We start from the raw sequence: 25,351 nt of genomic DNA on the forward strand, positions 1-25,351 counted from the left end.
TCAGGCGACGTCCGCGGGGACCTTGGGGTTGTCGTCGGCGGTCGCCAGGGCCTCGGGGTCGACGGGCTCGCCGTCGGCGTTGACCGGACCTTTGGACTTGGGCTCGCCGTCGGCTTCGGCCTGGGCGTCCTCGCCCTCGGACTCCTCGGCGCCCTCCATCTCGGCCCCGTGGAAGTGCAGGTAGATCAGCAGCAAGAACACGCCGCAGACCAGCGCGCTGTCGGCGACGTTGAAGATCGGCCAGTACTTCTCGGGGTTCCACGGGTAGTAGAACTGGAGGAAGTCGACGACGCCGTGCTTCTCGACGAAGGCGCCCGCGGCCTTGTCCCAGACCGTGTCGACGCGGACGAAGCGGTCGTGCAGGTTGCCGGCCGCGCCCGCGGCGATGAGCCCGACGGCGACGAAGCCGTAGGCGCGCTTGGTCGGCATCTGCGAGGCGAGGTAGCCCATGTAGGCGAGCGCCGCGAAGGTGACCGTGATGAAGAAGGTCCGGGCCCAGGTGGCGTCGCGCAGGAAGCTGAACGCGGCGCCGGTGTTGAAGCCGTACTTGAAGAAGAAGATGCCCGGGACGACCTCGACGGACTTGCAGGTCTCGTCGCCGCCAAAGGCCTCCGAGAGCGAGCAGACCACGGTGTTGAGGCCGTCCTCGCGGAGGTTCTCCCAGACCCAGGCCTTGCTCCACAGATCCAGAGCGAGGGCCAGGGCGAACACCACACCCACGAGGATGAGGCGGTTGATGCGGGGCGGCTCGCCGGAGTTGCTGGTCGCGCTCATGGGTGGCGCGGAGCCTACCTCAGTCCGCCAACGCGCGCCATGCGAGCGCGCATGAGGCGCAATGCCGCCTGCGGCGAAACAACGCGCGTTGGCGGGCTGTGAACTGGAGCCATGGGACATCCGCCTTGGCGTATGCTCGCAACCACTCATGTTCTTGACCCTCGTCCGCCACGGTGACGCGCGCGCCTCCACCAACAGCCTCGGCGACTCGGGTCGTTGCCTGTCGCCGAAGGGCCGGGAGCAGGCGAGGCGAACGGGGCGCGCGCTCGCCGAGCGCAAGGTCGCGCCGACCCTGGTGTGGACCAGCCCGCTGGTTCGCGCGGTGCAGACCACGGAGCTCATCCTGGCCTCGCTGCCCTTCTCCGGGGCCGTCGAGGCCCGCGACGACCTCTACCCGGGGAGCACGATCCAGTCGGTGCTCGGGGCGATCGGGCCGATGGTCAACGGCGACACGGACGTGCTGGTCGTCGGCCACATGCCCTACATGGCGGATCTGGCGGGGACCTTGCTGGGCCTGCGCGTCGGCGGCCTGGCCACGGCCGAGGCCTACCGCATCGAGCTGTTCTCGCCCTCGCAGTCGACGGCGCGCCAGCAGCTTTGCTGGCGCTTCAACGGTCAGTTCTGCTGACGGCGGCGCAGCGCCAGGGACAGCGCGAACACGGCGAGGCCGGCGACGATGCCGAGGTCGGCGACGTTGAAGGACGGCCACTTCAGCGTCGGCGAGAGGTAGACGACGATGAAGTCGACGACGCCGCGGTGGGGCACGGCGACGTGGGGGCGCCCGTGCAAGGTGGCCTCGGCCAGGCGCAGGGGGTGATCGCGGACGATCCACCAGGGCAGCTCCTTGGCGATCAGCACGGGCACGTCGTCGACCCGGACCAGGCGATCGACGAGGTTGCCGAGGGCCCCGCCGAGGACCAGCGCCAGGCCCAGGGCGCCGACGAGGGCGCCGCGCGTGCCCGCGGCGTGCTGGATCTGGAGCCGACGAATCAGCGCGACCATGGCCGCCGCCGTCACCAGGCTCAGGGCGATGAGCACCGGCCGGGCCATGGGGCTGTCGGCGAGCAGGCTGAAGGCCGATCCGGTGTTGAAGGCGTAGTCGAGCTCGAGGGCCTGGGGGCGCAGGACCAGGGGCGGCTGGCCGCGCAGCCGCGTCCACGCCCACTGCTTGCTCAGCTGATCGGCGAGCAGGCACAGCGAGGCGACGGCGGTCGGTCCCCACCACCAGCCGCGGCGGGCCTCGGCCTCGGCATTGCTCGAGGGCAAGCTCAGTCCTCGGACGGAGCGGAGCGGAGCAGGTCGAAGAGCGCGGGCTTGCGCCGGCTCGGCCACTTCTCGGGCGGCTGGCGGAGGGCCCGGCGGCCCCGAGACACGCGCTGGTCCATGGCCTGGCGGGACAGACCCTCGAGGGCCATGGCGCGCTGCTCTTGGAGCTCGGTCAGCTCGAGGCGGTCTTCACCGAGGAGCCCGGCGAGGGCGTTCTCGAGGAGCACGGACTCGGGCAGGCGGAGCTCGCGGAGGGCCGCCCGCAGGCGCGCGCGCATGCGCAGGGTCTCGCGCTGATCTTCGCTGACCAGGCGCAGGGCCTCGACGCGCTCGGCCGCGTCCTTGACCAGGGCCAGGTTGCTAGCGGCGACCATCACCGGGAGCGGGCGGACGGCCTCGTCGGTCATCGCCGGCTCGGCGATCAGGGCCTCGACCTCGGCCCAGGCGATGTGGTCGATGGCGCGCTCGTCCCCGCCGAGGGACTCGAAGTCCGTCGAGCTCCACACGGTGACCAGGAGCTGGAGCCGCACGGCCTCGAACACGAGCAGCTCGGACAGCGCCGACTGGAGCTGGGCGTCACCGTCGCCCGCGTCCTCGGGGTCGGTGTGCGCCCGCATGAAGAGATCGTCGTGGAGCATGGACAGGCGCTCGGTCAGCGCCCCGCGTTGCTCGTCGAGCTTGGCCAGGGCCTTGGCCTTGCGCGCGTTGGCCTTGGGCGCGAGGCGCTCCCGGGCCTCGTCGCCGGCGATGGCCGCGACCCAGGGCTGGAGATCCTTGGGGATCTCGACGAGCAGGGCGTCGCGCAGCTCGCGGTGAAACTGGGCCAGCTGGGGGAAGCCCTCGTCGTCGTGAACGGCCGTCACGAGGTCGATGCCGCGCATTCGGGCGTCCAGCGCCTCGGCGGCGACGGCCTCGAGCTCGCGCTGCAGCTCGGAGAGGTCGACTCGGGAGTCCTTGGACCCGCCGCTCGGCAGCGCGTCGACGACGGTGGAGGTGATCGATGGGTCCATGGAGCCTCGGGGTGGGCCACCGCGCCGCAAAGCCACGCGATGGAAGCCATGTAAGTCGGTCAGGCGCGAGCGCAAGGGGACGGGGCGCAGAGCTTTCGTTGGCCGACCGCTCGGGGACTGGGCGATCGGCGGTGGCATTCCTGCGCCGGTCTCGCATACGCCCCCTATCCGCGAGAGTTCCCTGCCCCGAGTCCGTGCGTTGGCGCACCGGGCTGTGCGCGAGTGCACGCTTGGGAGCCTTGTGTGACAATGTGCCGAAGGTGCCCCCCGCCCTGAAGATCATCGTCGACGTCGCGCGCTTTCGCCTGGCGCGCCTCGAGATGGCCAACCTCGTCGCCGCGGTGGCCCTGATGCTGACCTTCCGGCTCCCCGCCGGCGAGCTTGGCGGGCGCTTCGCCTTTGGCCTGCTGCTCAACCTGCTGGTCTACCTCAACAACGACTTCCACGACCTCGGCGACGACCTCGACTCGAGCTCGCGGGACGAGGAGAAAACCCAGTTCCTGCACACCAACGTGCGCGCGGCCCTGAACGCCCAGCTCGGGCTGCTGGGGGTGCTGGTCGCCATGGCGGTGATCTGGAAGGCCGAACTGCTGGTCGGGCTCATCCTCGGCGGCGGCATCTGCTGGGCCTACTCCTACAGGCTCAAGCGCGTCCCGGGCCTCGACGTCGTCGCCATGACGCTGTGGGGGGTGTCGATGCCGCTGATCGGCTTCCCCCTCGACCACATCGTCGGCTGGCTGCTCGTGGCGCAGCTGGGGCTGTGCTCCATGGTGTTCGAGTCCATCCAGGTCCTGCGCGACCGCGAGGAGGACGCGGCCCACGACGCCCGGACCACGGCGGTGCTCGTGGGCGAGGGGGCGACCAAGCGGCTGATCCGTGGGGCGCTGCTGTTGGCGGGCAGCTTCGCGGCCCTGTTCCTCTCGCCGGTGGCCGGCGTCATGGCGATCGGCGGCGTGTTCGTGCCCTTCGGCGACGACACCCCGCGCTACTGGAACCGCGTCCGCCTGCTCCTGGGCCTGGCCTTCCTGGTCGAGTGCGCGACGGTCTACTTCCTCGGGCACACCCAGGGCCTGTGGCTGCAGATTCCCGTCGACGCTCGCTTTGGCGGCTGAGCCTTCCCGCCTACCATCTCGGCCGATGTCGGAGGGGGACACGACGCAGGAAGAGGGCGCGCCGGGGACCAGCCCGGAGCCGGGGCCCAAGCCGCGCGCTCACCTGACCTTCGCCCTCGCGGCCCTCGCGGTCGCCCTCGTCCACCTCGCCCTGATGTGGCACTACATCCCGCCGGAGCTGGTGCTCAGCGAGGACCCCATCGCCCGCGGCGATCTCTCGGTCCACCTGGCCCAGGCCAAGCGGGTGTTCGAGGGCATGGTCGAGGCCGGCGAGACCTGGGCCTACGACGTCAGCCTGCTCGCGGGCTTCCCGACCGGGACCATCTTCGACGCCGACAACAAGGCCTGGGCGCTGTGGACCTACGTCGGCGTCCGCAAGCTCGGGTGGAGCCTGGGCGCCGCGTGGAATTCGTTCTTGGTGGTGGCGCACCTGCTGGTCCCGGTGGTGGTGTTCGCCGCCGCGCGGCTGCTTCGATTCACGCGCTGGCCGGCCCTGGTCGCGGCCGCGGGCGCGAGCGCGTTTTGGTTCTTCGACTCCTTCGTGCACTGGTGCTGGTGGATCGGGATGGTCGAGTACGACTTCGCCGGCTACCTGTTCCTGCTGCCCCTGGGGCTGTTCTACCGCTTCGTCGAGGAGCGGCGGGTGTGGCAGGCGCTCGCCTCGGGGCTGAGCCTGGGCCTGTGCCTGCTCGTGCACCCCTACACCTTCTTCATGCTCGCCCCGCCGATGATCTTCCTGTGGCTGCGGGACGCCCGGGAGCTCGAGGGCAAGCACCACGCGATGGTCGTCGGCGTCGCGCTGTTCGCCATCGCCGTGAACCTGTGGTGGCTGCGGGTCGCGTTCGACTTTTGGCACTACATCCTCGACTCGGCCTACTACGGCCAGGCCGGCCTCGACTTCCTCGTCGCCGACTTCTTCGGCACCCTGCTCGACCCCGAGACCTCCGGCTTCATCAGCGTGCGCACGGGCTTTCGCCTGCTCTTCGTCGCGGCCGCCGGGGTCCAGCTGTGGCGCTGGCGCAAGCAGGAGGACCGGCGCTTTGGGCTGTTCGCCGTGGCCCTGGGCAGCTACGCCCTGCTCAGCTACTGCGGCAGCTACCTGAGCCTGACGGCGCAGATCCAGCCCTACCGCTTCGTGGTCTCGCTGGGCTTTTTGGCCGCGATGCCGGCGGCCGAGCTCGCCGTGCGCGGCTTCGAGAGCCTGCGCGCGGGGGAGTGGAGCGGGCGCGAGAAGGTGCTCGCCGGGGTGCTCGCGGTCCCGGCCCTGCAGCACCTCGGGGCCGACGTGGTCTACTTCATGCCCGAGCTCCAGCCGCGCCTCGAGACCCTGTCCAACGGCGAGACCCCGGGGATCACCGGCACGGGCTTCGCCTTCCACGCGACCTTGCGCTACGGCGAGGCCGTCCAAGACCGCCTGGTGTGCGACTGGATCGACGCCCACGACGACGGCCAGGGGCGGGTGCTCGTCGAGAACGCGCCGCTGGGCGACGAGCTGGCCTGGCGCACCGACGCCCAGGTCCTCGGCGGCTTCACGGTCCGCAACCTCCAGCACTCCTACTCGAATTTTTACCGCCGCTACCCCGACGGCGTGCTCGAGGATCAGGCCGCGCTGGCCGACTACTTCGAGACCTACGCCGTGCGCTACGTCGTGGTCACCCGCCCCGACGCCTACCTCGGCGAGCCCAACCCCATGCTCGAGCTCGTCGCCAACTTTGGCTGGCACCGCATCTTCCGCGTCAAAGAGGGCGCGGTCGCGGTCAACCTCGTCGCCGAGGGCGGCGGCCGGGTCGAGGCGCGGACCAACCACCTGAAGGTGCGCGGCAGCGACCCCGAGGCCGACGTGGTGCTGCGCTTTCACTGGCTCGAGAGCCTGGTGTGCGAGCCCGAGTGCAGCATCGAGCGCGAGCCCATCGACGAGGTCGACGTGGTCGGCTTCATCCGCGTGCCCGCGCCGCACCCCGCGGACTTCGAGATCAGCAATAGCTACGAGATGCCCTGACGGGGGCGGTCTTGGTGCCGCTTTGGCCTACTTGCGCTTGTAGCTGAGCCGGTAGGTCATCGGGTTCTTCAGCCGGCTCGCCGTGATCTTGTGGTGCACGGTCAGGCGCTTGCGGTCCTCGGAGATCACGAACACCGAGGTCTTGGTCCCGTCCTCGCCGACGATGGTCTGGATCAGCTTGTTGCCCTTGCGGCGGACCTTGACCGTGTGCTTGACGCCCTTTTTGTTGGTCCAGTAGCAAGCCCCGCCGTCGACGACGCAGGTCGCGTCGAAGGTGCTGGCGAAGCGCGTGCGGACCTTGTCGCCGGTGACGGTCAGCTCGACCCAGGAGTCGATGGGGTTGGTCTTGGTCAGGCGCTTGCGGCCGATGCCGCGGATCGCGACGTTGAGGGACTCGACGGCCTTCTCGATGGACGCGGCCAAGTCGTCGCGCTGCTTTTGGCCGCCGACGTAGCCGTAGGTCCCGCCAAAGTCGGCGAGGGTCAGGGGGGGCGGGCCGGCGGGGGGCTCGGGCTCGGGCGCGGGAGTTGGCGCGGCCTCGGGAGTGGGCTCGGGCGTTGGCGCGGCCTCGGGCGTGGGCGTAGCCTCGGCGCTCGGGCTCGGAGCCGAGCCGGCGCTCGGTTGAGAGCGGGGCGTGTTCGCGGCGAGCTTCGTGCCGGCCTCGGTCCGCGCGGGAGCAGCCTCGGGAGCCGGCGCTTGAGCTTCGCCGGTCTCACCCAGGCCGCCAGTCTCGGCTGCGGCCACGGCCTCGGGGGCCGCCGGGGCGGTCGGCGTTGGGCTGGGCTCGACCTCGGTTTTGGGCTCGGCCTCGGGGACTGTTCCCTCGTCGCCGTCTTCGATGGCGTCGAGCCAGGCGTCGTCCATGGGGTCGGCCGCGGGCGGGGGTTCGTCTCCGTCCTTGCAGGCCGAGCTCGCGCCGATGAGGAGCACCAGCGCGGCCAGGGTCGTCACGCGAAATTGGTCGAACCTGGGGCGCCAGAGCATCGGAACATTGTAACACTGGGCCTGCCTGGGTGGACTGCTTCCACTTTGGACCCAGTTTCTGAGACGATCACCTGGTGACCGATGAAAAGAACATCTACGAGTACCCGGGCGATCAAGTCGACGTCCAGTGGGACAAGCGGCTGTGCATTCACGTCGGCGAGTGTGGACGCGCCGTCGGGGACTTGTTCGTCGGCGGTCGCAATCCCTGGTGCCAACCCGACATGGCCGCTTCGGCCCAGGACGTCGCCGAGGTGTGCGAGCGCTGCCCGACCGGCGCGCTGACCTACATCCGCAAGGACAACGGGCCGACCGAGGTCGCGGCCAGCACCAACACGGTGCTCGTCGCCAACGACGGCCCGCTCTACTTCAGCGGCGATCTCAACATCGACGGCGCCGCCGAGGACATGGGCGGCGTGCGCTACCGGGCGGCGCTGTGTCGCTGCGGCGCGTCGAAGCAAAAGCCCTTTTGCGACAACAGCCACCGCGACATCCCCTTCCACGACCAGGGCGCGGTCGGGGCCAGCGGCGACGCCGAGGTCGACGCCGGCGGGACCCTCGAGGTCAAGCGCGCGCCCAACGGTCCGCTGCTCGTCAACGGCAGCTTCACGATCTTGACGGGCTCCGGGCGCCAGGCTTGGCAGGGCACCCGGGCGGCGCTGTGTCGCTGCGGAGCGTCGAAGAACAAGCCCTTTTGCGACGGCGCCCACAAGGCCGCAGGCTTCACCGCCGAGTGAGCGGGGCGTCGTGGCGGCGGACCCTCGGCGCCTTCGTGGCGGTCGCCGAGGCCCTCGCGGCGAGCCGAGATCATCCGCTGTCTGAGGGCGCCCTCGTGGCTGCGCTGGGCGCTCGCGTCGAGCCTGCGCGCGACCGGCCCCCGGAGGGCTGGCCAGGCGCGCGCGTCGAAGCGGATCAGGCCGCGCAGTATTGCCTGTCGAGCGCGCTGTGGCGCGCCCTCGAGGGGCGGGACGCGTTCGCCAGCGCCGAGGCCAAGGCCAGCGGCGAGCTCGAGCCCTTCACCGACGCGGCGCTGCCCGAGGCGCTGCGCTTCGCCCTCGCCCGAGGCCTGGCTCGGGCGCCGAGCCAACGCCACGCGTCCATGGCCGAGCTCGCCCGCGCCCTCGCGGCGCCGCTTCGAGCCCGGCGTCGGTGGACCGGGGCGCTCGGCGTGGGCGTCGGTGTTCTCGTGCTCGGAGCGCTGGGCGGCCTCGGCTGGCGGTGGGCGTCGACGCCCCAGGGTCTCGAGGCGCTCGGGGTGGGGCAGGGGCAAGCCCAGGTCGCGCTCGGCCGGGCCCTGCTCGAGGCCGAGGAGGAGGGGAGCGCGAGCGCTGCGGCGAGGGAGCTCGACGCGGGCTACCGGGCGCTCGTCGAGCTGCGCGGCCCGGCGCACCCGAGCACCCTCGAGGCCCAGGCGCGCCTGGCCTTCGCGCGCTTGCTCGAGGGGCGCTTCATGGACGCCGAGACGATCGCCGAAGCGGGGGGGAGCGCGTGCCTCGACGCGGGCGCCGAGGCCTGCCCTGCGAACTTGCGCCTGAGCTTTGCCCGCTACGCCGCCGTCGCGGCCAGCGAGCTCGGGCGCTGTCGGCAGGCCAGCGAGGACCTCGAGCTCGCGCGAGACTGGGCCCGAGTCGCCCTCGGCCCCGAGTCCCTCGGCTACGCCCAGGCCACGCTCTACCGCGGCTGGGTGTGCGGGTGGTCGACGGCGGGCGCGGTCGCGTTCACGAGCGAGGCCTTCGAGCTGCTCGAGCGCCTCGCGGAGGAGGACGAGGGCCTGGAGGGCACGACGCTGGCCGCTCGGCTCGAGCGTGGCCTGGCCCGCTGGCGCGCCGGTGACCGGGAGGCCGGGCGCGGGGACATGCTCGCCGTGCGCGAGGCTCTGGTCGCGGGCGCCCTCGACGAGGACAGCCGCCGCGCCCGGAGCCTCCAGATCGCCGCACAGGCGGCCCTGGCCCTCGCGGAGCACGAGACCGCGCCCAGCGACGCGACCCGGGCGCGGCTCGAACGCTTCGCTGCCCGAGGCGAGGACTTTCGCTATCGGACTCGGCCGTTGCTGCAGATGATCGAAGACGCGCTCGACCCGGGGCGGGGTCGGGACAGCTCCGTGCAAAACTGAAATTCGTCGGGCGGCTAGGAGGCCGCGCGCTCCCGATCGCCCTGGGCGAGGCGAAGCTCGAGCATCTCGCGGGCGACGGCGCTCGTGTCCCAGATGGCCTGGACCAAGGTGATGCGCCCGCGCGCGTCGAAGCAAAACACCTCGACCCCGCTGACCTTCACGGTCGGGCCCAGGCAGGTCTCGGCGTGGAAGCTCCAGTCGACGGCGAGCTCGTAGTCGGCGACGTCGAGGCGCTCGGCGGGCACGGGGTCTTCGCGGACCTGGTGCTCGAGCCCGCGGATGCCCGTGAACACTTCGAGGAAGAAGCCCTCGAAGGCGTTGCGCAGCTGCCGGGGCCCGAGGCTGGGCTTGGTCCCGGGCGGGTCGATGAACATCCCGCGCTCGGGCTCGAACAGCGCGACCCAGCCGTCGGCGCAGCGCGAGACGATGCAGCCGTAGTAGGCGTCGACGCTCGCGCGCATGGCCTCGGGGCTGGCCGCGTCCGCGCTGGGCTCGAAGCTGTACTTACCCGCGAGCCCAAAGCGCTGCTCTTGCTCGAGGATGACCCGCCCGGCCTGGTCGGCGTGGGCGAGCAGGGTCCACAGCGAGAGCTGGGTCATCGCGCGGTCGAGCTCGGGCAGTACGGGCGCCGCGGCGAGCTTGCCCAGGGTCACGACCTCGGCCCCGAGGGTGCCCAGCACCTGCTGCCCGAGCATGTTGTCGACCATGACCGCGTGCACGGACTTGGACAGGCTGCACGCGGCGGCGAGGCGCTCGAAGGCGGCGAGGACCCGATAGCTGCGGGGCTGCGCGGCGGGGTCCTGGACGCAGCGAAACAGGTCGAGGCCGGGGCACTCGGCGAGCAGGGCCTGGAACAGCTCGTGGACGACCCGCGCCCGGCTCCGGGCCCGCTCCGAGAGCGCACCGCTGGCGTCGCGCAGGGCGACGCGCAGGGGGGCGTAGTCCGACGCGTCCATGTGGCGGAGGATCGTGATGGTGTCGGCGTAGACCTCGATGATCCGCGTGGCCTGATCGAGGGTCGCGACGAAGGCCTCGAGCTGAGCAGCCTGCGCCCGGTCGTCGGGGCATCTGGGCGTCGGCGCCGACTCGAGCCCGAGCCCGCCCAGGCCCTCGCGGGCCTCGGCCAGGAGCAGGTGGTAGTGCTCGAGCTGACCCTCGACGATCTGGTGCACGCGCATGAACACCCGATCTTCGACGAATTCGGCGTAGCGCTCGACGGTCAGGGCTTCGAGCAGGCCCGCGGGATCGACGAGGGCGTCGTAGTCGAGGACCCGCGCGTGGGTCGGCCGGCCGCACAGGGCCAGGCCCAGGCCCAGGTCGAAGCCGATCGCCGCGCTCAGCTCGAGGTAGCGCAGGCGCAGGCGGCCAAGGTCTCGGTCGAAGGTCCCAAGCTGCCGGCCGCGGGCCGTCACGGCGAGGGCCCGCGACTGCGTCGAGCCCTCGCGCCCGGCCTGGCTCGGCACCAGCCACGGCAATCTGGGGTCGTGCAACCGGAGCGCCTCGGCCTCGATGAGGTCGAGCTGCCCTTCGATGGACCGAAGCACCGCGCGCAGCTGGGCCGCGTGGGCGTGGTAGCTGCCGCGCTCGCCCGCGACGCAGGCCTCGAGCCCGTCCGCGAGCACCGAGAGGCTCAGCTCCAGGCTGGTCAACAGCGGCCGCAGGCGTCTAGCCAGGGCCCACATGCACGGCTGCGACCAGCGCTGTTCGAGGGCGGGCACGAGCACGTAGACGTCGTAGGGGCTCATGACGATGGGACTAGCATTGGCGCCCTCGCGGGACAGCCCGCGCTCGCGTGAGGATTTTTTTGGGCGCGAGGGGGATCAGACATCCGCCTCGACGCACCCCAATTTCGAGCGCCCGCTTCGTCCAAGGGCTAGCGCTCGATCAGCGTCGGCGAGTCTGCGCCCGTCAAGCCATAGCCGATGCCCTCACCCGGCTCGAGCTCGCCCCAGCGGATGGCCCGGCCCCGGGCGAGCGCCACGACGACGTCGAGGGCGAGCTGGCCGACGATCGCCAGCCCCTCGCGATCGATGCGCGCGGTCTCGTCGCTGGGCTGGTGGTAGTCCTCGTGGGTGCCGGTGAAGAAGAACAAGCTGGGGATCTGACGGCGGAAGAAGGGCGCGTGGTCGCTGCGCGTGGTGGTGTGGCGGTCGAGGAGCAGCTGCTCCGCGCGCTCGTCGACCCCGAGCTCATCGAGCAGCGGCAGCCAGGTCTCGCTGCTGTCGAGCCCGCTGATGGTCAGCGCCCCGTCTCGAAGGCGCCCGACCATGTCGAGGTTGATCATCGCCACGACGCGCTCGAGGGGGAAGGGCGGGTCGGCGACGAGGGCCTTCGAGCCGAACAAGCCCAGCTCCTCGCCGCTGAAGTGGGCGAACACCACGGTGCGCTCGAAGCTCTCGCCGCTGGCCGCGAGGGAGCGGGCGATGTCCATGACGACCGCCGTGCCCGAGGCGTTGTCGTCGGCGCCGTTGCAGATCAGATCCGCCCCGGCGCCCCGCGGCCGGCAGTGGCCCTCGCCTTTGACGCCGATGTGATCGAGGTGCGCGCCGACGAGCACGATGTCCTCGCTGCGTCCGGGGATCATCGCCAGCACGTTGGGGCTCTCGGTGAAGTCCTCGTCGAGCTCGACCTCGAGCTCGACCTCGACGCCCAGGGGCCCCGAGCGCGGCTCGAGCTCGCGGTCGATCTTCGCCTGGATCTTGGACAGCTTGCGGCCGTCGATCCGCAGCAGGCGATCGGCGGCGCGCCAGCGCAGCTGGACCACGGGGAAGGGGGCGTGGACCCGGACCACGCCGAGGCCCGAGCCCTTGGCCGGGAGCTCGCGCAGGGCGTCGGCCTCGCGCGCGTCGGGGGTCATGAACGAGCGCGGGCCGTTGACGACGACGGCCCCGATGGCCCCGGCGTCGCGCAGGCGCTCGAGCTTTTCTTCGAGGCGGTTGTGCTCGGGCACGAACTGGGGCGTGGTGATGGCGCAGTCGAGGAGGTGGGCGTAGAGGATCTCGACGTCGATGCCGGCGCGCGGATCGGGTACGGACCAAAAGGCTGCGTCGAGGGCGTCGAGCTCGATGGAGGTCTCGGCGAGCTCGACGATGCGCTCTCGGGTCTGGCGGTGCAGGGCCTCGAGGGCCTTGACGTCGCCCGCTTCGAGCAGCGGCCCGGCGTCGAACTCGAAGTCCTGGACGGCGTCGCGGATCTCGACGTAGAGCCCGCGCAGGTCCGAGCGCCGCGGGGCGTGCATGAGCACCAGGGCGATCTTGCCGTCGAGGTCGACGCCGTCGAGGTCGTCGTAGACCCCGTCGGGGGCGCGCTCGAGGTCGACGCGCTCGTGGCCGCGGAGCCGACGGAAGTAGCTGAGCTGACGCTCGCGGTCCCAGCGCGTCGCGTAGCCGGCGAACACCAGCTCGCCGCGGACCTTGCCCGGTCGACCGAAGGCGATGGGGGTGAACTCGTCGGCCTTGGCCTCGCGGGCTCGAGCGCCGCTGTGGATCACGAGGCGCTGGGTCTCGCCAGCGGTCACGGCCGTGCGCATTTGGAAGGGGTGGATCATCTGCGCGCCGACGGGGCTCAGGCCGAGGGCCTCGTAGCGCTGGCGGACCCACAGGGCCGAGTCCTGGATCTCGGGGCTGAAGGTGTAGCGACCCCGGCGTTCGTCGCTGGCCAGCCACGTGATGCCGTCGAGCATCGCGTCGGCGTCGATCTCGAGCAGGCCGGGGCCGGGGGGCTCGCGCTCCTCGGTGCTCGGCGCTGGCGGGCGCGACTCCTTCGCGTCCGCGGCTCCGCGATCACAGCCGAGGCTGAGGGCGAGGGCGGCGACGAGGGCGAGGGAGGAGACGCGCGTCAGCACCTGCTGGGGATACCACGCGGCCGCGCGAGGTAGCATCGCGTCCATGCCCCCGTCGCCCGAGAGCTTCGCGGCCCCGGTGTCCGTCACCGTCGCCTACTTGCTGTACTGGTACTACCTGCTCTTGGGTCTTCAGCGCGGGACGAAGTACCGCCTGCAGCGGGAGTACGGCGCGCGCGGGGAGCCATTCGACCGCTACTTCGGCGGCGATCGGGAGATGCTCGCGGCCGATCGGGCGGTCATCAACACTCAAGAGCAGATGGTGCCCTTCCTCGTCGCGCTGTGGCTGTGCGCCGTGTTTGCCCACCCATGGCTGGCCGGCGGCCTGGGCCTGGGCTACCTGGCGCTGCGCGTGAACTACCCGCGCTTGCTCGGGCCGAAGATCGGCGGGCTCCAGCCCAAGCGGGTCTACGTGGTGACGGTGCCCTGCTACCTGATCATCGTGACCATGCTGGTCAGCGCGCTGATCGGCGTGTGGACCTAGCGGACACGCGGTACTCGCTCGAGATCAGCCGTGGACGCTGGCGAGGGCGTCGAGGTCGGCCCCGCCCTTGCCGGCCTGGCCCGGGTCGCAGTACTGCGCGTCCCAGGTCGCCTCGCTGCGGTCGCTCAGGCGCACGAAGAAGGCCTGCTCGAGGCCGACGTCGGCCAGATCGAAGGCGTCGCCGCCGGCGAGCTCGGGGTCCGTGGGATCGATGTCGCTCCCGGGGGTGGCGGCCACCGGCGTCGCGCCAGCGCAGTCGCTGTCGGCGGGGGCGAGGGGGTCGCAGGCGTAGGCGAACCACTCGCAGCCGTCGGCGCTGACCTCCACGACCATGGGCTCGGGGAAGCTGGCGTCGAAGGGGTTCTCGAACACGATGAAGTCCGGCCCCGGCCCGTCGACGATGCCCGCGCCCTGGAAGCCCAGCACGATCACGCCGCCGCAGCCCAGGGACAGGGTGTCGAGGGTGCCGCCGGGGGGGCCGAGGACGATGTCGGGGAGCTGGTCGTGGTTCCAGCCGCCGGCCTCGACGGTGGCGGCGGCGGGCTCGAACACGGGGACGCAGTCGGCGAAGGGGTCGGCGCCCGCGTCGGGGTCGGCGTCGCAGGGCAGGCAGGCCGCCTCGGGATCGGGGCCGGTCTCGGCCGTGTCGTTGGTGCCGCCTTCGTCGATGTCCTCTGCGTCGGGGTCATCGACGCAGGCGAGGGCGAAGGCGGCAATCAGGGCGATGGAAAAGTGGGCGGATCGGTGCGCGAAGATCGTGGGTCGTGCCATGGTCGGGCCCTCCCTCGGGGCCGGGGTGACGGACAACACCGACGGCAGGTCTTCGGACTCGCGGGCGACGGGGTCGAGACCCCGGTGACCTACTCGCTGCGGCTTCCCGGGCGTGGCCTAGTGCCTTCGATGCAGCTTTCGTTCCCGCTCACCGCTGCGGGGCAGCTCCGGATTTCCACCGGATTCCCTCGGGCCCGCACGCGCGGGACCATCGGCCCTCCGCTCATAGCGGGCTCGGCCGCGCCGGTCAATCGCCGCTCGCCCACTTCGGCGCCTCCCAGTCAGTTCCCGTCGCTGACGCCCCACTGGTAGCCCAGCTCGACGATCACGGCGATGGCCTGGTCGAGGCTGGTGAGGCCCGCCAGCTCGGCGGCGACGGCCTCGCCCGCGCGATAGAGCGCGAGCCCCTCGCTGTCGAAGGCGTGAAACACCAGGCGCGAGACGCCGGCGATGCGCGCGGCGAGGATCTGCAAGAGCGCCATGAGCTCGCGGTTGCCCCCGTAGGCGCCGCAGCCCCAAAAGCCCGTGTGGATCACGAGCGCGCCGGCAGACTCGAGCGCGGCCGCGCGATAGCCCGCGACCGCGGTGCGCAAGATGAAGCGGATCTGCTTGGCCGTGTACGCGCCGCGGTAGGCCGTCGGCGCCTCGATCGCCAGGATGTTGGAGACCGTCGGCGGGTCGAGCACGGTCACCGCCCCGCGGACCTCGTCGGGGGTCGCCCGCTGGAAGCGGTGGCCGTAGAGGCCGTAGACGCGCCCGGCGTCGAGGTCCGGGGCCGTGTCGAGCACGCAGCGTCGCTCGACGCCAGCGACCAGGATGGGCGTGGGCTCGTCCTCGGCCGTGAGCGGGACCTGATCGGGGAGCGCGGCCATGGCCTCGGCGACGCTGCCGAGGGCGGGGTGCTCGGCGACCTGCAGCTCGTCCTGGGCGAGCAGGCCGCTGCCGTAGGCGATGAACAGCCGGCGATCGGCGAAGTTGAGGTACCAGTGGGTCTCGCCGTCAGGCGCGGGCGCGTAGCCAAACAGGTCGGCGTGGGCCTCGAGGGCGGGGGAAGACTCGGGCAGGGTCTCGGGTAGCGCGCCCGCGCGCCAACGCGTGACCCGGATCTGGCCGCGATGCTCGGCGTCGGCGGGGCAGCTGAGCGCGGCGATGACCTTCTTGTTGGCGTCGCGCCAGACCGGTGGGTGCGAGCGGACGAGCTCGGCGGCGGGCAGCTCGAGGGTCGAGAGTCGTTCGGGCTTGGTGCTCATGGCGTACTCAGAACACTTAGCTTAGTGTCCTCGATACGTCAAGCTGAGGGCGTGGGGACGGGGAGGTGTCAGTCGATCTCCGTCATGCGCGCGAAGGGCACCGGAGCGTTTCCACCGATCGGGGGCGGCGTCCACTCGACGAGGCCGGCCTTGGTCTCGTGCAGGAACAGGAGCTCCTCGAGGGGCACGTCGAAGTGAAAGCGCACCCGGGTGGGGAAGCCCTGGACGTCGGCGAGGACCTCGACGCGCAGGCCCGGCCGCTCGCGGACGTCGCCCGCGTACAGCAATTGGCTGCTGCGGCGAAAGTTGAGCTCCGCCGGGTTGCGCAGCCACCCGCCGTCGACGGCCGACAGCTCGAGGACCTTGGCGCCCCTGCGCTCGGCGACGAAGGAGGGGGCCCGGATCGCCAGCGGCCGCCAGCTCCGGGGCAGGGGCTGGTCGTGGTAGTCGAGCACGTAGCTGCCGTGCAGGGCGGTGGTGATCGAGGTCGCGTTGAGCACGACGACGTCGGCCCCGTCGAGGCGCTCGGGCTCGACGCGGCCCCGGCCGATGTCGCCCTGGGTGAAGGCCGCGAGGGATTGGCGTTGGAACTCGATCAGCTCGTCGAGCTGGTCCTGCCCCCAGCGCAGGTCGTGGGCGGTGTTGAGGCCCAGGGCGAGCAGCAAGGGCGGGGCGCCGAGGGCCAGGCCTGCGAGCGCGAGCCCGCGCGAGGGGCCAGTTTCACGATCTTGGGGGGGCACGAACAGGCCCCGGACCAGGCGGACGCAGCCGAGCGCGGCGCCGGCCATGAGCGCACACGCGCCGAGCTGGGTGAGCACCAGGAGCCGGACTTGCGCAGGCGCCGAGCACAGCGGGATCAGCCCCAAGAAGGCGCCGAGGACCAGCGCGCGCAGCCCTCGACGCTCGTGCTCGTGGAGGCCCAGGCGCGCGGGGATGGCCAGCGTCAGGCTCAGGCCCACGCCCAGCCAGGCGACGCGCTGGTGGTAGTCGATGAAGTCGAAGAAGTCCTCGCCGGGGTCGGCCCAGGGCGCGTGCGCGTCGAGCTGAAACAAGAACTTGGTGGTCTCGGCGGGGATCGACCACAGCCCCGCGGTGATCAGCCGCGGGAGGCGGTGGCTGGCCGTCGACAGCCACGCGCTCGGGGCCTCGAACACGTTGGCGTAGACCTCCCCGTAGGTCCCGTAGCCGAGCAGGCGGTGGAGCGCGAGGTAGGCCAGGGCCAGGGCGGTGGCCGGGGCCAGGGCGACGAGGCGCTCGCGGACGCTGCCCCGGGCGGCGACGAGCTCGTAGGCCAACACGTAGGCGGCGGCGACCAGGCCGTACTCGCCGGCGGCCATGGCCAGGGCCAGGCTCGCGGCCTCGACGAGGGCGAGCCGACGGGCGCGCTCGGGCGGGGGCTCGCCCTCGGAGCGGGAGCGGATCGGTCGGCGGTAGATGTGGGCGGCGAGGGCGAGGAAGCCGAAGGTCGCGCCGACGAGGGCGCAGCGGTTGGCGATCCACGCCAGCGGCGTGCACCAGCTCGGGTCGCAGGCCAGCAGCGCCACGGCGAGCACGGCCAGCCCCTCGCCAAACAGCCGCCGCCAGACCAGCGCGGCCCCGGCGATGGCGGCCAGCAGCCACAGCAGCGAGTGCAGGTGCCAGCGACGCGCCGAGCGGCCCGGGAACAGGGCGTGGTCGAGGGTCAGCAGCGCGCTCGACAGGGGCCGGAGCACGGCGAAGCGCACGCTCCCGCCGTCGGCGTCCGGGTCGTTGGGGAGCACGGACCACCACGGCGTCGTGCCGACCGCGGCGTGCTCGTCGAGGCCCTCGGCGTCGGCGGGCAAGAAGGCGTAGAGGTCGAAGGGCCGCCGGTCTCGGCCGTCCTCGCCCGTCGCGGGGTAGATGCCCGCGAGCATGGCGTGGTGCATGTAGTCGTCGCTGACGACCCCGGTGTCGATGGCGTCGCGGCGGGCGAACACGGCCACGAGGGCGAGCACGAGCACGATCAGCCAGTAGCGCCAGCGAGCCCAGGCGCCCGCCGGTGCGTGCTCGCTGGGCTCGCTCGCCTCGGCCATGGGCTCAAGCCTGCTCGGGCTCTGGCGGGGCCTCGCCGCTGAGCTTGACCCGGAGCCGGCGCTTGCGGCCGGTCTGCAGGCGCAGCCCGTCCTCGCCGCAGCGCTCGGCGGTGATCACCTCGTTGACGTCCGTGACCGACTCGCCGTCGATCTTCACGGCCCCCGACTTGATGCGCTCTCGGGCGTCGCGCTTGGACTTGAAGCCCTTGACGGCCTCGTGGACGACCAGGTCGAGGAGCTTGATCGACTCGCCGGGGACCTCGATCAGGGGCAGCGCGCTCCAGTCCTCGCCCTTGCCGAAGGCCTGGGCCGTGGCCGTGCGCGCGCGGGCGGCCTCGTCCTCGCCGTGCAGCAGGCGCGTGGCCTCGTAGGCGAGCATGGCCTTGGACTCGTTGAGGGCCTTGCCCTCGCGGCTGGCGAGCTCGCGGACCTGGTCCATGGGCAGCTCGGTGAACACCCGCAGCAGGGTCTCGACGTCGCGGTCGTGGCAGTTGATCCAGTACTGGTAGTAGTCGTAGGGCGAGTAGCGCTCGGGGTCGAGCCACACCGCGCCCTTGGCCGTCTTGCCCATCTTGCCGCCGTCGGCGGTGGTCAGCAGGGGGTAGGTCAGGCAGTAGGCGTGGGCTGGGGCCGCGTCGGCCTCGCCCGGATCCTGGCCCTGGGCCTTGTTGTGGTCCGCCGCGACCCGGCGGATGAGCTCCACGCCGGCGATCATGTTGCCCCACTGATCCGAGCCGCCGACTTGCATGCGGCAGTCGTGCTCGCGCATCAGGTGGAGGAAGTCGTAGGCCTGGAGCAGCTGGTAGTTGAACTCGAGGAAGCTCAGGGGCAGCTCGCCCTCGAGGCGGTCGCGGTAGGTCTTGGCCGCGATCATCCGGTTGACCGTGAAGTGCCGGCCGATGTCGCGCAGAAACTCGATGTAGCGCACGCCGAGGAGCCAGTCGGCGTTGTCGACCAAGAGCGCGTCGTTGTCGGCCCCGGTGTCGAAGTGCACGAAGCGGCTGAATTGCTTGCGCAGCGCGCTGACGTTGTGGCGGATGGTCTCCGTGGTCAGGATCTTGCGAGTCTCGCTGCGCCCCGAAGGATCGCCGACCATCGCCGTCGCGCCGCCCATGAGCACGATGGGCCGGTGCCCCGCCTTTTGCAGGTGGCGCATGGCCATGATCGTCAGCAAGCTGCCCGCGTGCAGCGAGTCGGCGGTCGGGTCGTAGCCGGTATAGAAGGTGACCATGCCGGCGGACAGGGCCGCGTCGATGGCCGCGAAGTCCGAGCCTTGCTCGATGAAGCCGCGCTCGGCCAGGACCTTCAGCGCCGAAGATTCGAAGGGGGGCAGGCTGTCGGGGTCGCCCATGGGCGACAAAGTAGGGCATCCGCCCGCCAGGGTCGAGTGCTTCGGCCCGCTGCGGCCTCAGCCCTCGAGGGTCGAGAGCTGAGTTTCGTGCTCGTCGAGGACGCGCTCGAGGGACTCGAGCCGGGCCTCGACCCGGGCCCGGTAGCGCGCCCGCAGGTCCTTCTCCCGGAACAGCTCGTCGGCGATCTGCATGGCGACCAGCAGGGCCATGCGCTGGACCGAGTAGGTGCGCCGTCCGCCCGAGAGCTCGCGCAGGTGGGCGTCGACGTAGTCCGCGAGCTCCTGCACGTACTCGGGGCCCTCGTCGCTGCGGATCGACAGGGTCTGGCCGGCGATCTCGACGCTGACCGACTGCTTCATGCGAAGGTCATACCACCTTCGCCTCCAGACTCACCAGTCTCCTCATCCCCGCCAAACCAACGGCCCGGAAGGGCCGGGCAGGGGTGGGAGGCTCGGGACGGGTCTGCCCGGGCCGAGGGCGGGACCGGCCACGGTCCCGCCATCAAACTAGAGAGCGGACGGAATGACGACTGTCATTCCGTCAGCTCGGCCATGCGGGAGGCTTCGTCATCGGCCCGCAGCGCGCCCAGGACGTCGTCAATGTCGCCGTCCATGAACCCGGAGATGTTGTGCCGGGTCAGCGCGACGCGGTGGTCGGTGATGCGGTCCTGCGGATAATTGTAGTCGATTTTTGAGCCTCGCGTCGATCGCTCCACGGACGCCGGCGTTGCTTGCTTTGGATCTGATCTGAGCAGCGCGAGCGCAGCGCTTCATGCGAGCTCGCGTTCTGAGCTGGACTTCTCTGGTCGCAGCGCACGCGATGCCCGTGGGCTTGTGGAGCAGGCGGACCGCGGAGTCGTGGTGTTGACGTGCTGCCCGCCCGAGCCGCTCGAGCGCATGGCCGAGAACTCGATGTCCGAGGGATCGATGTCGATGTCGATGTCCTCGGCTCGGGCATGATCGCGACCGTGGCGGTGGAGGTGTGGATGCGCCCCTGGGACTCGGTCGCGGGCACGCGCTGGACCCGGTGGACGCCGCGCTCGAACTTGAGCTGGGCCCACGCGCCCTTGCCCTGGACGCGGCCGGTGATCTCCTTGAAGCCGCCGGCGGAGTTCTCGGAGAACTCGACCTGGTCGATGGCCCAGCGGTGGCGCTCGGAGAAGCGGTTGTACATCCGCCACAGGTCGGCCACGAACAGCCCGGCCTCGTCGCCGCCCGTGCCCGCGCGGATCTCCAGGATGACGTTCTTGGCGTCGTTGGGATCCTTGGGCGTGAGCAGGCGGGTCAGCTCGGTCTCGGCGTCCTCGACCTGCCCGCCGAGCTCGCGGACGTCGGCCTGGGCCAGCTCGCGCATGTCGGGGTCGTCGAGGAGCTCGCGGGTCTCCCCCAGCTGGCGCTCGAGCTCGACGAGCTTGGCGAAGGCCATGGCCACCGGGGTCAGCTCGGCGTGCTCTCGGGACAGCTCGAGGAAGCGGCGCTTGTCGGCCATCACCTCTTGGTCACAGATCATCTCTCCGAGCTCTTCGTGACGCTCGGCGATGTTCTCGATCTTTGCGCGCAGGCGGGGGTTCATGGCTCTCGCTGCCGGTCTGAGGGTCGGGGCTGGGGTCGGCTCCGAGGGCTGGGCAGATTGGCAGGGAGTATCACCGCCAGGCCGCCGCGGCAAAGGGCGAGTCGAGGGGCGAAGATCGTCCATTGCCACCGGGGAGCCTGGCGGGTATGAAACGCTCGTCATGGGCGACGAGCGTCGTTGGGCCGCGCGCTATCAGTTCCTCGATGAGCTGTGGCGTGGGCAAGATCGGATCGTCTACGACCGCGAGCTCGAGGCCGTGCTCCACGCGGGCGGCCCCGAGGACGGTCCCCTCGCTGAACTGCTCGGTCGGCTCTTGCCCACGGGCGAGGGCGAAGGGGAGGACGAGCGGCCTGGAGCGGCGTGGATGATCCTCGGCAACGGCCGGCGCGCCGCGAGCTTCGCCCGGGTGCGCGGAGGGACAGCCTTCGCCGGCCTCGACGGCGCCGGTGAGGTCGCCGCGGACGAGCGCTGGCGCGTGGCCCTGGTTCACCTCGCCGGCGACGCGAGCCCCGAGCGCGACGCCATGCTCGAGGTCCTCGCCGAGCGCTGCGAGGGCGGCGAGCGCAGCCTGGCCCTGACCTTGCCCGTGGCCGACGGCGACGAGGACGGCGCCTACGAGACCCTCGCCGACCTGGTCGAGGAGCTCGCTGGCGACGGTCGCATCTACGGCCTGACGCGGCCGGGTTTGGCCGCCTTTTACGATTTTGGCGCGGTGCTCGAGGCCGAGGGCGACGAGGGCAGGGCCGACGCAGACGAGTCCGCGGCCGAGATCGAGGTCGACAACTCCCTCGGCGCGGAGAGTCCGCGCTTCGAGCTCTTCGTCGCGGTCGTCGGGCCCCGGGTGCCCAGCGAAGGGGTGACCTACGTCGAGCTCCCGGCCGCGCTCGGGGCCGAGCCGAGCGGAGCGCGGGCCGGCGGTCGAGTCCGCGACGCCGCTCGGGACGAGCTCGGCCCGCTCAAGGCTCAGCTCGCCGAGGTCCAGCGCCAGCACGACCTCCAGGCCATCGAGCGCCAGAAGCTGCTCGACGAGCTCGACGGGGCGCAAGACCGCATCGCCAGCCTCGAGGAGGCCCTCGAGGTCCTCGAGGCCGAAGACTTCGACGATGGGGAAGGCAAGCCAGACTCGGGCGCCGAAGGGGAGGGCGACGCGGAGCTCGACGCCCGCCGCCTCGACGTGGCCCTGAGCCGCGAGCAGACCCTGCGCTGGGAGCTCACGCGGGCTCGCGGAGAGCTCGAGAACGTGCAATCTCGCCCGGTCGAGGCCCTCGAGGCCGAGCTCGCCAGCGTCCGGGCTGAGCTGGCCGAGGCGCAGGGGCAGAGTCAGGCCGACGCGGCCGAGGGCGACGACCGCGACGCGCGCCTCGCGGAGCTCGAGGCCCAGGTCGAGGAACGCGGCCGGCGGATCCACGACCTCGAGGCCTCCCTGGCCCGGGCCCGCAGCGTGGCCGAGCGCGCCCTCGCTGAGGACGACGAGGGCGACGAGGACGAGGACGAGCTCGAGGACGAGGAGCTGACGCTGATCGTCGAGACCGACCTCATCAGCCCCGCCCGTCGCCGCCAGATCATGGCGACCCGCTCGCGGATCCAGAGCCTGCTCCGCAAGCTCGAGCGCGGCGGCCAGCTGTCCGCCCTGGAGCTCCACCGCGAGCTCGAGAAGCTCCTTTGAGCCGCAGTTGCTGGCCCGCGCTGCCATGGCGCATCGGTTCAGGTGGCTGAAGCGGGAGGCCGAACCTGGAGACCTGGCCCAAGTGGGGGGCGCTGGCGCGTGGATCACCCATCTTGCTGGACCTCCCCCCTGGGAGGGGACTATGCTGATCCACGCGCGAATCCTCGCGCGTCACCGACCTACCGCCTGACCAGCGGTTTCACAACCAGCGCCGAACCTGCCCACCGTCCCACTCCCCTGGACGGTGTCGGGGCCCATGGACCATTGAGGGCCCCCGGGGCGTAGCCGTACCGGCGCCCATTCGAGAACGAGAGACCTCCTTAGCCATGCGAGTCGATCCCAGCGCCCCCAACCCCGACTGGTCTGCCCTCGAGACCGCCTTCGAACACAACGCCCCCGAGACCCACAGCTACCTCGACCTGGAAACCGGCGAGGTCGTGACCATCGTCGACAGCCGCCCCGAGGACGACGAGAAGCGCGGTCAGATTCGGCAGAGCATGAACCGCTACGTCCACCTGGACCCGGCCTCGTCCCGGGAACAGTACCGGTGGATGGAGCGCTTCGTGGCCTCCGTCGAGGACGACTCCCTGCGCGAGCGCCTCGTGCTGGCGATAGACGGTAAGGGCGCCTTCCGTCGCTTCAAGGACGTGCTGCTGTCCTACCCCGTCGAGCGCGATCGCTGGTTCAGCTACCGCGCGAACTTGCTGCACATCTACATCAACGGCTGGCTGCGCATGAAGGACATCGTGCTCGGCGAAGATCCCCCGTGGGGCAAGCCCGACCAGCCGCCGGAGCCCGACGTGCCCCTCGAAAAGCCCGTCGGTCGGCGGGGCGAGGGGCCCACGGAGACCCTGCGCAGCAAGGCCAAGGAGATCGTCGAGCAGCTGCCGGCCCTCGAGCTGCCGGCGGCCATCGCCTACCTGAGCTTCCTCGTCGAGCGCATGCCCTCGGTTCAGGAGTGAACTCGCCCTGAGTGAGTCGGAACAGACAGGGCTCTCCCCGCGCCGTTCGCCGGGGGGCGCCCGCTCTCATTTTCAGCGCTTCGTCGGGGTGAGCCTCGGCGGCGGTCGGGGCAAGACCACGGCCGTGGCTCGGCTCGAGCTCGGGCCCGCCGAGCCCCCGCGCGATCCGGGCCTCGGCGACGCGGCCAACGTGTCGAGCGCGGCCGAGGGCGTGCGCCGATCGCAAGCGCGGGCGCGCAGCCCCGAAGGTCGGCTCGTGCTGGCCGAGGCGCGGGCGCGCTGGGGCCAGCGCGGCGGCGGTGAGCTCGACAAGGAGCAGCCTGCCGAGGCGCGGAAGGGGCACATCGAGGCGCCCTTCCGCGACAACGTGCTCATGCAGTGGTTCGAGCGCTGGCTCGACGACGACACCGTCGTGGCCTTCGACGCGCCCTTGACCCTGCCCGCTTGCGTCCGCTGCACCCTCGCGTGCCCAGGCGTCGCCAATTGCGAGGTCCCCGTGGTCCGCTGGATGTCGCGCAACGCCCAGCGCCTCCAGGTTCGCCGGGGTCGCACGGATCCGGGCAAGCCCTCGGTCACGCCCTACACCCAGCGCGCGACGGAGCTGCTGCTCGAGCGCGCGACCTTGCAGCCCCGGGAGGCCCTCGGCCAGGGCATGGGTCCCCTCGCCGCGCGGGCGGCCTACCTGCGCCGGAGCCTGTCGCCGCAGCTGCGCTTGCACGAGAACCTCATCGAGGTGCACCCGCGCGCGACGCTCATCCGCTTGTTCGGCGCGCGCCGAGAACAGCGGAGCCGGTTGGGGGCTGTGGACCAGACCTTTGCGATCCGCCGCGAGATGCTCGCGGAGCTCGTCGCCGAGTTGGCCTTCGACCGCGTGTGGCCGGATCTCGTGGTTCGCAACATTCACGTCTTCCACGCCGTGATTGCCGCCTTTAGCGCCTACTTTTGGGCGCGGGAGGGCTGGCGAGGACCGGAAGATCTACTGCTCGGCAACGCGGATGGGCCGCTCGCCGAGGTCATCGACGAGTTCGGTGATCTGTGGCTCCAAGACGGTTGGATCTGGACGCCGCCCGTTCGCGTGAACCCCGAGTAGTCGCGCTCGCAACGGTCGCCTGCGGCGAGCCCAATGCTGGCACTAGGTTTCAGTTGTTCACACGCCGGGAGGCCGGGGTGGTATGGTGTGTGACGTTCCCTTGCCTCAATCGTGAGCCTAGTCATGAAGCGTCATTTTGAGTTGTTTTGTTCGGTCGTTTCGGTCCTCGTCCTGACCTCCGGGTGTGCTGGAGCGGGCGACGACCCCACGAGTTCCTCCTTCGGTTCCTTCGGCTCGGGCACCCCGACGACCGTCGACAGCGGCGACGACGACGAGGCTGAAGAGGACACGATGGAGGAGAGCGGGGACAGCAGCGGCGACACCACGACCGATGGTGGGACGGACACGACCACGACCGACGGCGGGACGACCACGACCGACGGCGGGACGGATACGACGACGACCGACGGCGGTACCGACACGACGACCGACGGCGGCACGACCACCGGCGGGGGAGCGGACTGCGGCAACGGGGTGCTCGATCCCGGCGAGAGCTGCGACGGCAACGACTTCGGCGGGGCGACCTGCCAGAGCCTGGGCTACGACCAGGGGGCGCTGACGTGTAACAACTGCGCCGTCGACATCTCGGGCTGCTCGAACACGCCCCAGCCCGGCGCGGGCCAGCTCTACTCGCACTGCCTCGACGCGGTCAACTGCCCCGGCCTCGACGGATGCGCGACGGTGACCATGGAGGGGCAGACCGACCCCTACGACGGCTTCTGCACCAACTTGTGCTCCTCGGACGCCGAGTGCTTCGCAAACGTCGGTGGCACCGCGACGCCGGTGTGCAACGACGCGATGACGCCCTACTGCGAGCTGGACTGCTCGGGCGGGAAGACCTGCCCCGGGGGCATGGAGTGCGTCAACATCGTGGGTGGCGCCCAGCTGTGCTACTGACCATGGCTTGGGGCGTAGCCCGGGCTTGGGGCTGACTGGACCACCAGTCACAACGCGCCACGCCAACCCGAGCGCCGAGAGTCTGGAGTGGCTTCTCGGCGCTCTCGCGTTGGGTTGTCGAGCCCCACCGCGTCGGTGGTATCCTGAACACCGCGTG

22 protein-coding genes, 1 pseudogene and 1 riboswitch are annotated in these 25,351 nt (G+C 71.3%); of the genes and pseudogenes, 10 read left to right on the forward strand and 13 right to left on the reverse strand.

All coding sequences use genetic code 11. The annotated features are described in order from the left end of the window. Positions 1-774 (reverse strand): signal peptidase II, encoded by a 774-nt coding sequence (locus PPSIR1_RS15165; RefSeq protein ID WP_006971960.1) that lies wholly within the window; start codon positions 772-774, stop codon positions 1-3. Positions 775-922: 148 nt separating this feature from the next. Here PPSIR1_RS15165 and PPSIR1_RS15170 point away from each other — a divergent pair, with 148 nt between their 5' ends. Continuing rightward, a complete protein-coding gene (locus tag PPSIR1_RS15170) occupies positions 923-1,402 on the forward strand; it encodes a SixA phosphatase family protein (protein WP_006971961.1) in 480 nt (159 codons plus the stop codon). Here the strand turns inward: PPSIR1_RS15170 and PPSIR1_RS15175 are convergent. Continuing rightward, positions 1,390-2,040, reverse strand: coding sequence for a signal peptidase II (locus tag PPSIR1_RS15175; RefSeq protein ID WP_006971962.1), 651 nt, complete (start codon positions 2,038-2,040; stop codon positions 1,390-1,392). The genes PPSIR1_RS15170 and PPSIR1_RS15175 overlap by 13 nt on opposite strands. A gap of 2 nt (positions 2,041-2,042) precedes the next feature. Then, a complete protein-coding gene (locus PPSIR1_RS15180) occupies positions 2,043-3,050 on the reverse strand; it encodes a coiled-coil domain-containing protein (RefSeq protein ID WP_006971963.1) in 1,008 nt (335 codons plus the stop codon). A gap of 260 nt (positions 3,051-3,310) precedes the next feature. Between PPSIR1_RS15180 and PPSIR1_RS15185 the strand changes: the two genes are divergently transcribed. After that, positions 3,311-4,162, forward strand: coding sequence for a UbiA family prenyltransferase (locus PPSIR1_RS15185; protein WP_157595576.1), 852 nt, complete (start codon positions 3,311-3,313; stop codon positions 4,160-4,162). 25 nt (positions 4,163-4,187) lie between these two features. Continuing rightward, positions 4,188-6,161 (forward strand): hypothetical protein, encoded by a 1,974-nt coding sequence (locus PPSIR1_RS15190; protein WP_006971965.1) that lies wholly within the window; start codon positions 4,188-4,190, stop codon positions 6,159-6,161. Positions 6,162-6,188: 27 nt separating this feature from the next. Here PPSIR1_RS15190 and PPSIR1_RS49310 read toward each other — a convergent pair whose 3' ends face one another. Continuing rightward, on the reverse strand, positions 6,189-7,145 hold the full coding sequence (locus tag PPSIR1_RS49310) for a lipocalin/fatty acid-binding family protein (RefSeq protein ID WP_198154517.1): 957 nt from the start codon (positions 7,143-7,145) through the stop codon (positions 6,189-6,191). 74 nt (positions 7,146-7,219) lie between these two features. On the opposite strand from PPSIR1_RS49310, the gene PPSIR1_RS15200 reads away from it, so the two are divergent. Both PPSIR1_RS15200 and PPSIR1_RS15205 read left to right on the forward strand, forming a co-directional pair. Further along, on the forward strand, positions 7,220-7,879 hold the full coding sequence (locus tag PPSIR1_RS15200; protein ID WP_006971967.1) for a CDGSH iron-sulfur domain-containing protein: 660 nt from the start codon (positions 7,220-7,222) through the stop codon (positions 7,877-7,879). Further along, a complete protein-coding gene (locus PPSIR1_RS15205; RefSeq protein WP_006971968.1) occupies positions 7,876-9,255 on the forward strand; it encodes a hypothetical protein in 1,380 nt (459 codons plus the stop codon). The genes PPSIR1_RS15200 and PPSIR1_RS15205 overlap by 4 nt, the downstream gene beginning before the upstream one ends. Before the next feature lie 14 nt (positions 9,256-9,269). Here the strand turns inward: PPSIR1_RS15205 and PPSIR1_RS15210 are convergent, their stop codons facing one another. Together PPSIR1_RS15210 and PPSIR1_RS15215 are read right to left on the reverse strand one after the other, a co-directional pair. After that, on the reverse strand, positions 9,270-11,000 hold the full coding sequence (locus tag PPSIR1_RS15210; protein WP_006971969.1) for a nuclear transport factor 2-like protein: 1,731 nt from the start codon (positions 10,998-11,000) through the stop codon (positions 9,270-9,272). A gap of 128 nt (positions 11,001-11,128) precedes the next feature. Further along, on the reverse strand, positions 11,129-13,099 hold the full coding sequence (locus tag PPSIR1_RS15215) for a M28 family peptidase (RefSeq protein WP_157595578.1): 1,971 nt from the start codon (positions 13,097-13,099) through the stop codon (positions 11,129-11,131). Positions 13,100-13,142: 43 nt separating this feature from the next. Between PPSIR1_RS15215 and PPSIR1_RS15220 the strand changes: the two genes are divergently transcribed. Next, positions 13,143-13,580 carry an MAPEG family protein gene (locus tag PPSIR1_RS15220; RefSeq protein WP_006971971.1) on the forward strand — a complete coding sequence of 146 codons (438 nt, stop codon included), beginning with the start codon at positions 13,143-13,145 and terminating at the stop codon, positions 13,578-13,580. A 24-nt stretch (positions 13,581-13,604) separates the two neighbouring features. Here PPSIR1_RS15220 and PPSIR1_RS15225 read toward each other — a convergent pair whose 3' ends face one another. The 7 genes and pseudogenes from PPSIR1_RS15225 to PPSIR1_RS51235 form a co-directional block, all read right to left on the reverse strand. Continuing rightward, on the reverse strand, positions 13,605-14,351 hold the full coding sequence (locus PPSIR1_RS15225; RefSeq protein WP_086001347.1) for a cell surface protein: 747 nt from the start codon (positions 14,349-14,351) through the stop codon (positions 13,605-13,607). Positions 14,352-14,377: 26 nt separating this feature from the next. Beyond that, positions 14,378-14,579: riboswitch (cobalamin riboswitch) on the reverse strand. Between the two features lie 53 nt (positions 14,580-14,632). Next, positions 14,633-15,601 carry a hypothetical protein gene (locus PPSIR1_RS15230; protein WP_006971973.1) on the reverse strand — a complete coding sequence of 323 codons (969 nt, stop codon included), beginning with the start codon at positions 15,599-15,601 and terminating at the stop codon, positions 14,633-14,635. Between the two features lie 68 nt (positions 15,602-15,669). After that, the gene (locus PPSIR1_RS15235) at positions 15,670-17,655 is read right to left on the reverse strand and encodes a hypothetical protein (RefSeq protein WP_006971974.1); all 1,986 of its coding nucleotides are present in this window, start codon (positions 17,653-17,655) and stop codon (positions 15,670-15,672) included. A gap of 4 nt (positions 17,656-17,659) precedes the next feature. Continuing rightward, positions 17,660-19,006 (reverse strand): tyrosine--tRNA ligase, encoded by a 1,347-nt coding sequence (gene tyrS / locus PPSIR1_RS15240; protein WP_006971975.1) that lies wholly within the window; start codon positions 19,004-19,006, stop codon positions 17,660-17,662. Between the two features lie 57 nt (positions 19,007-19,063). Then, complete coding sequence (locus PPSIR1_RS15245; RefSeq protein WP_006971976.1) at positions 19,064-19,366, reverse strand: cell division protein ZapA; 303 nt, start codon at positions 19,364-19,366, stop codon at positions 19,064-19,066. A 410-nt stretch (positions 19,367-19,776) separates the two neighbouring features. Further along, a complete protein-coding gene (locus PPSIR1_RS51230; protein ID WP_157595579.1) occupies positions 19,777-20,067 on the reverse strand; it encodes a peptide chain release factor family protein in 291 nt (96 codons plus the stop codon). Beyond that, positions 20,031-20,741, reverse strand: a pseudogene (locus PPSIR1_RS51235) (PCRF domain-containing protein); the annotation flags it as partial. The pseudogene PPSIR1_RS51235 and the gene PPSIR1_RS51230, both read right to left, overlap by 37 nt. On the opposite strand from PPSIR1_RS51235, the gene PPSIR1_RS15255 reads away from it, so the two are divergent. The 4 genes from PPSIR1_RS15255 to PPSIR1_RS42770 all read left to right on the forward strand — a co-directional run bounded on the left by PPSIR1_RS15255 (position 20,740) and on the right by PPSIR1_RS42770 (position 25,194). Next, positions 20,740-22,245, forward strand: coding sequence for a coiled-coil domain-containing protein (locus PPSIR1_RS15255; RefSeq protein WP_006971979.1), 1,506 nt, complete (start codon positions 20,740-20,742; stop codon positions 22,243-22,245). The pseudogene PPSIR1_RS51235 and the gene PPSIR1_RS15255 overlap by 2 nt on opposite strands. A 326-nt stretch (positions 22,246-22,571) precedes the next feature. Continuing rightward, positions 22,572-23,207, forward strand: a complete 636-nt coding sequence (locus tag PPSIR1_RS15260) for a UPF0158 family protein (protein ID WP_006971980.1) — start codon at positions 22,572-22,574, stop codon at positions 23,205-23,207. Between the two features lie 88 nt (positions 23,208-23,295). Beyond that, a complete protein-coding gene (locus PPSIR1_RS15265) occupies positions 23,296-24,297 on the forward strand; it encodes a DUF429 domain-containing protein (RefSeq protein WP_006971981.1) in 1,002 nt (333 codons plus the stop codon). Positions 24,298-24,420: 123 nt separating this feature from the next. Further along, complete coding sequence (locus PPSIR1_RS42770; RefSeq protein ID WP_157595581.1) at positions 24,421-25,194, forward strand: hypothetical protein; 774 nt, start codon at positions 24,421-24,423, stop codon at positions 25,192-25,194. Positions 25,195-25,351 lie beyond the last annotated feature (157 nt).

It is taken from the genome of Plesiocystis pacifica SIR-1 (assembly GCF_000170895.1).
Lineage (GTDB): Bacteria > Myxococcota_A > Polyangia > Nannocystales > Nannocystaceae > Plesiocystis > Plesiocystis pacifica.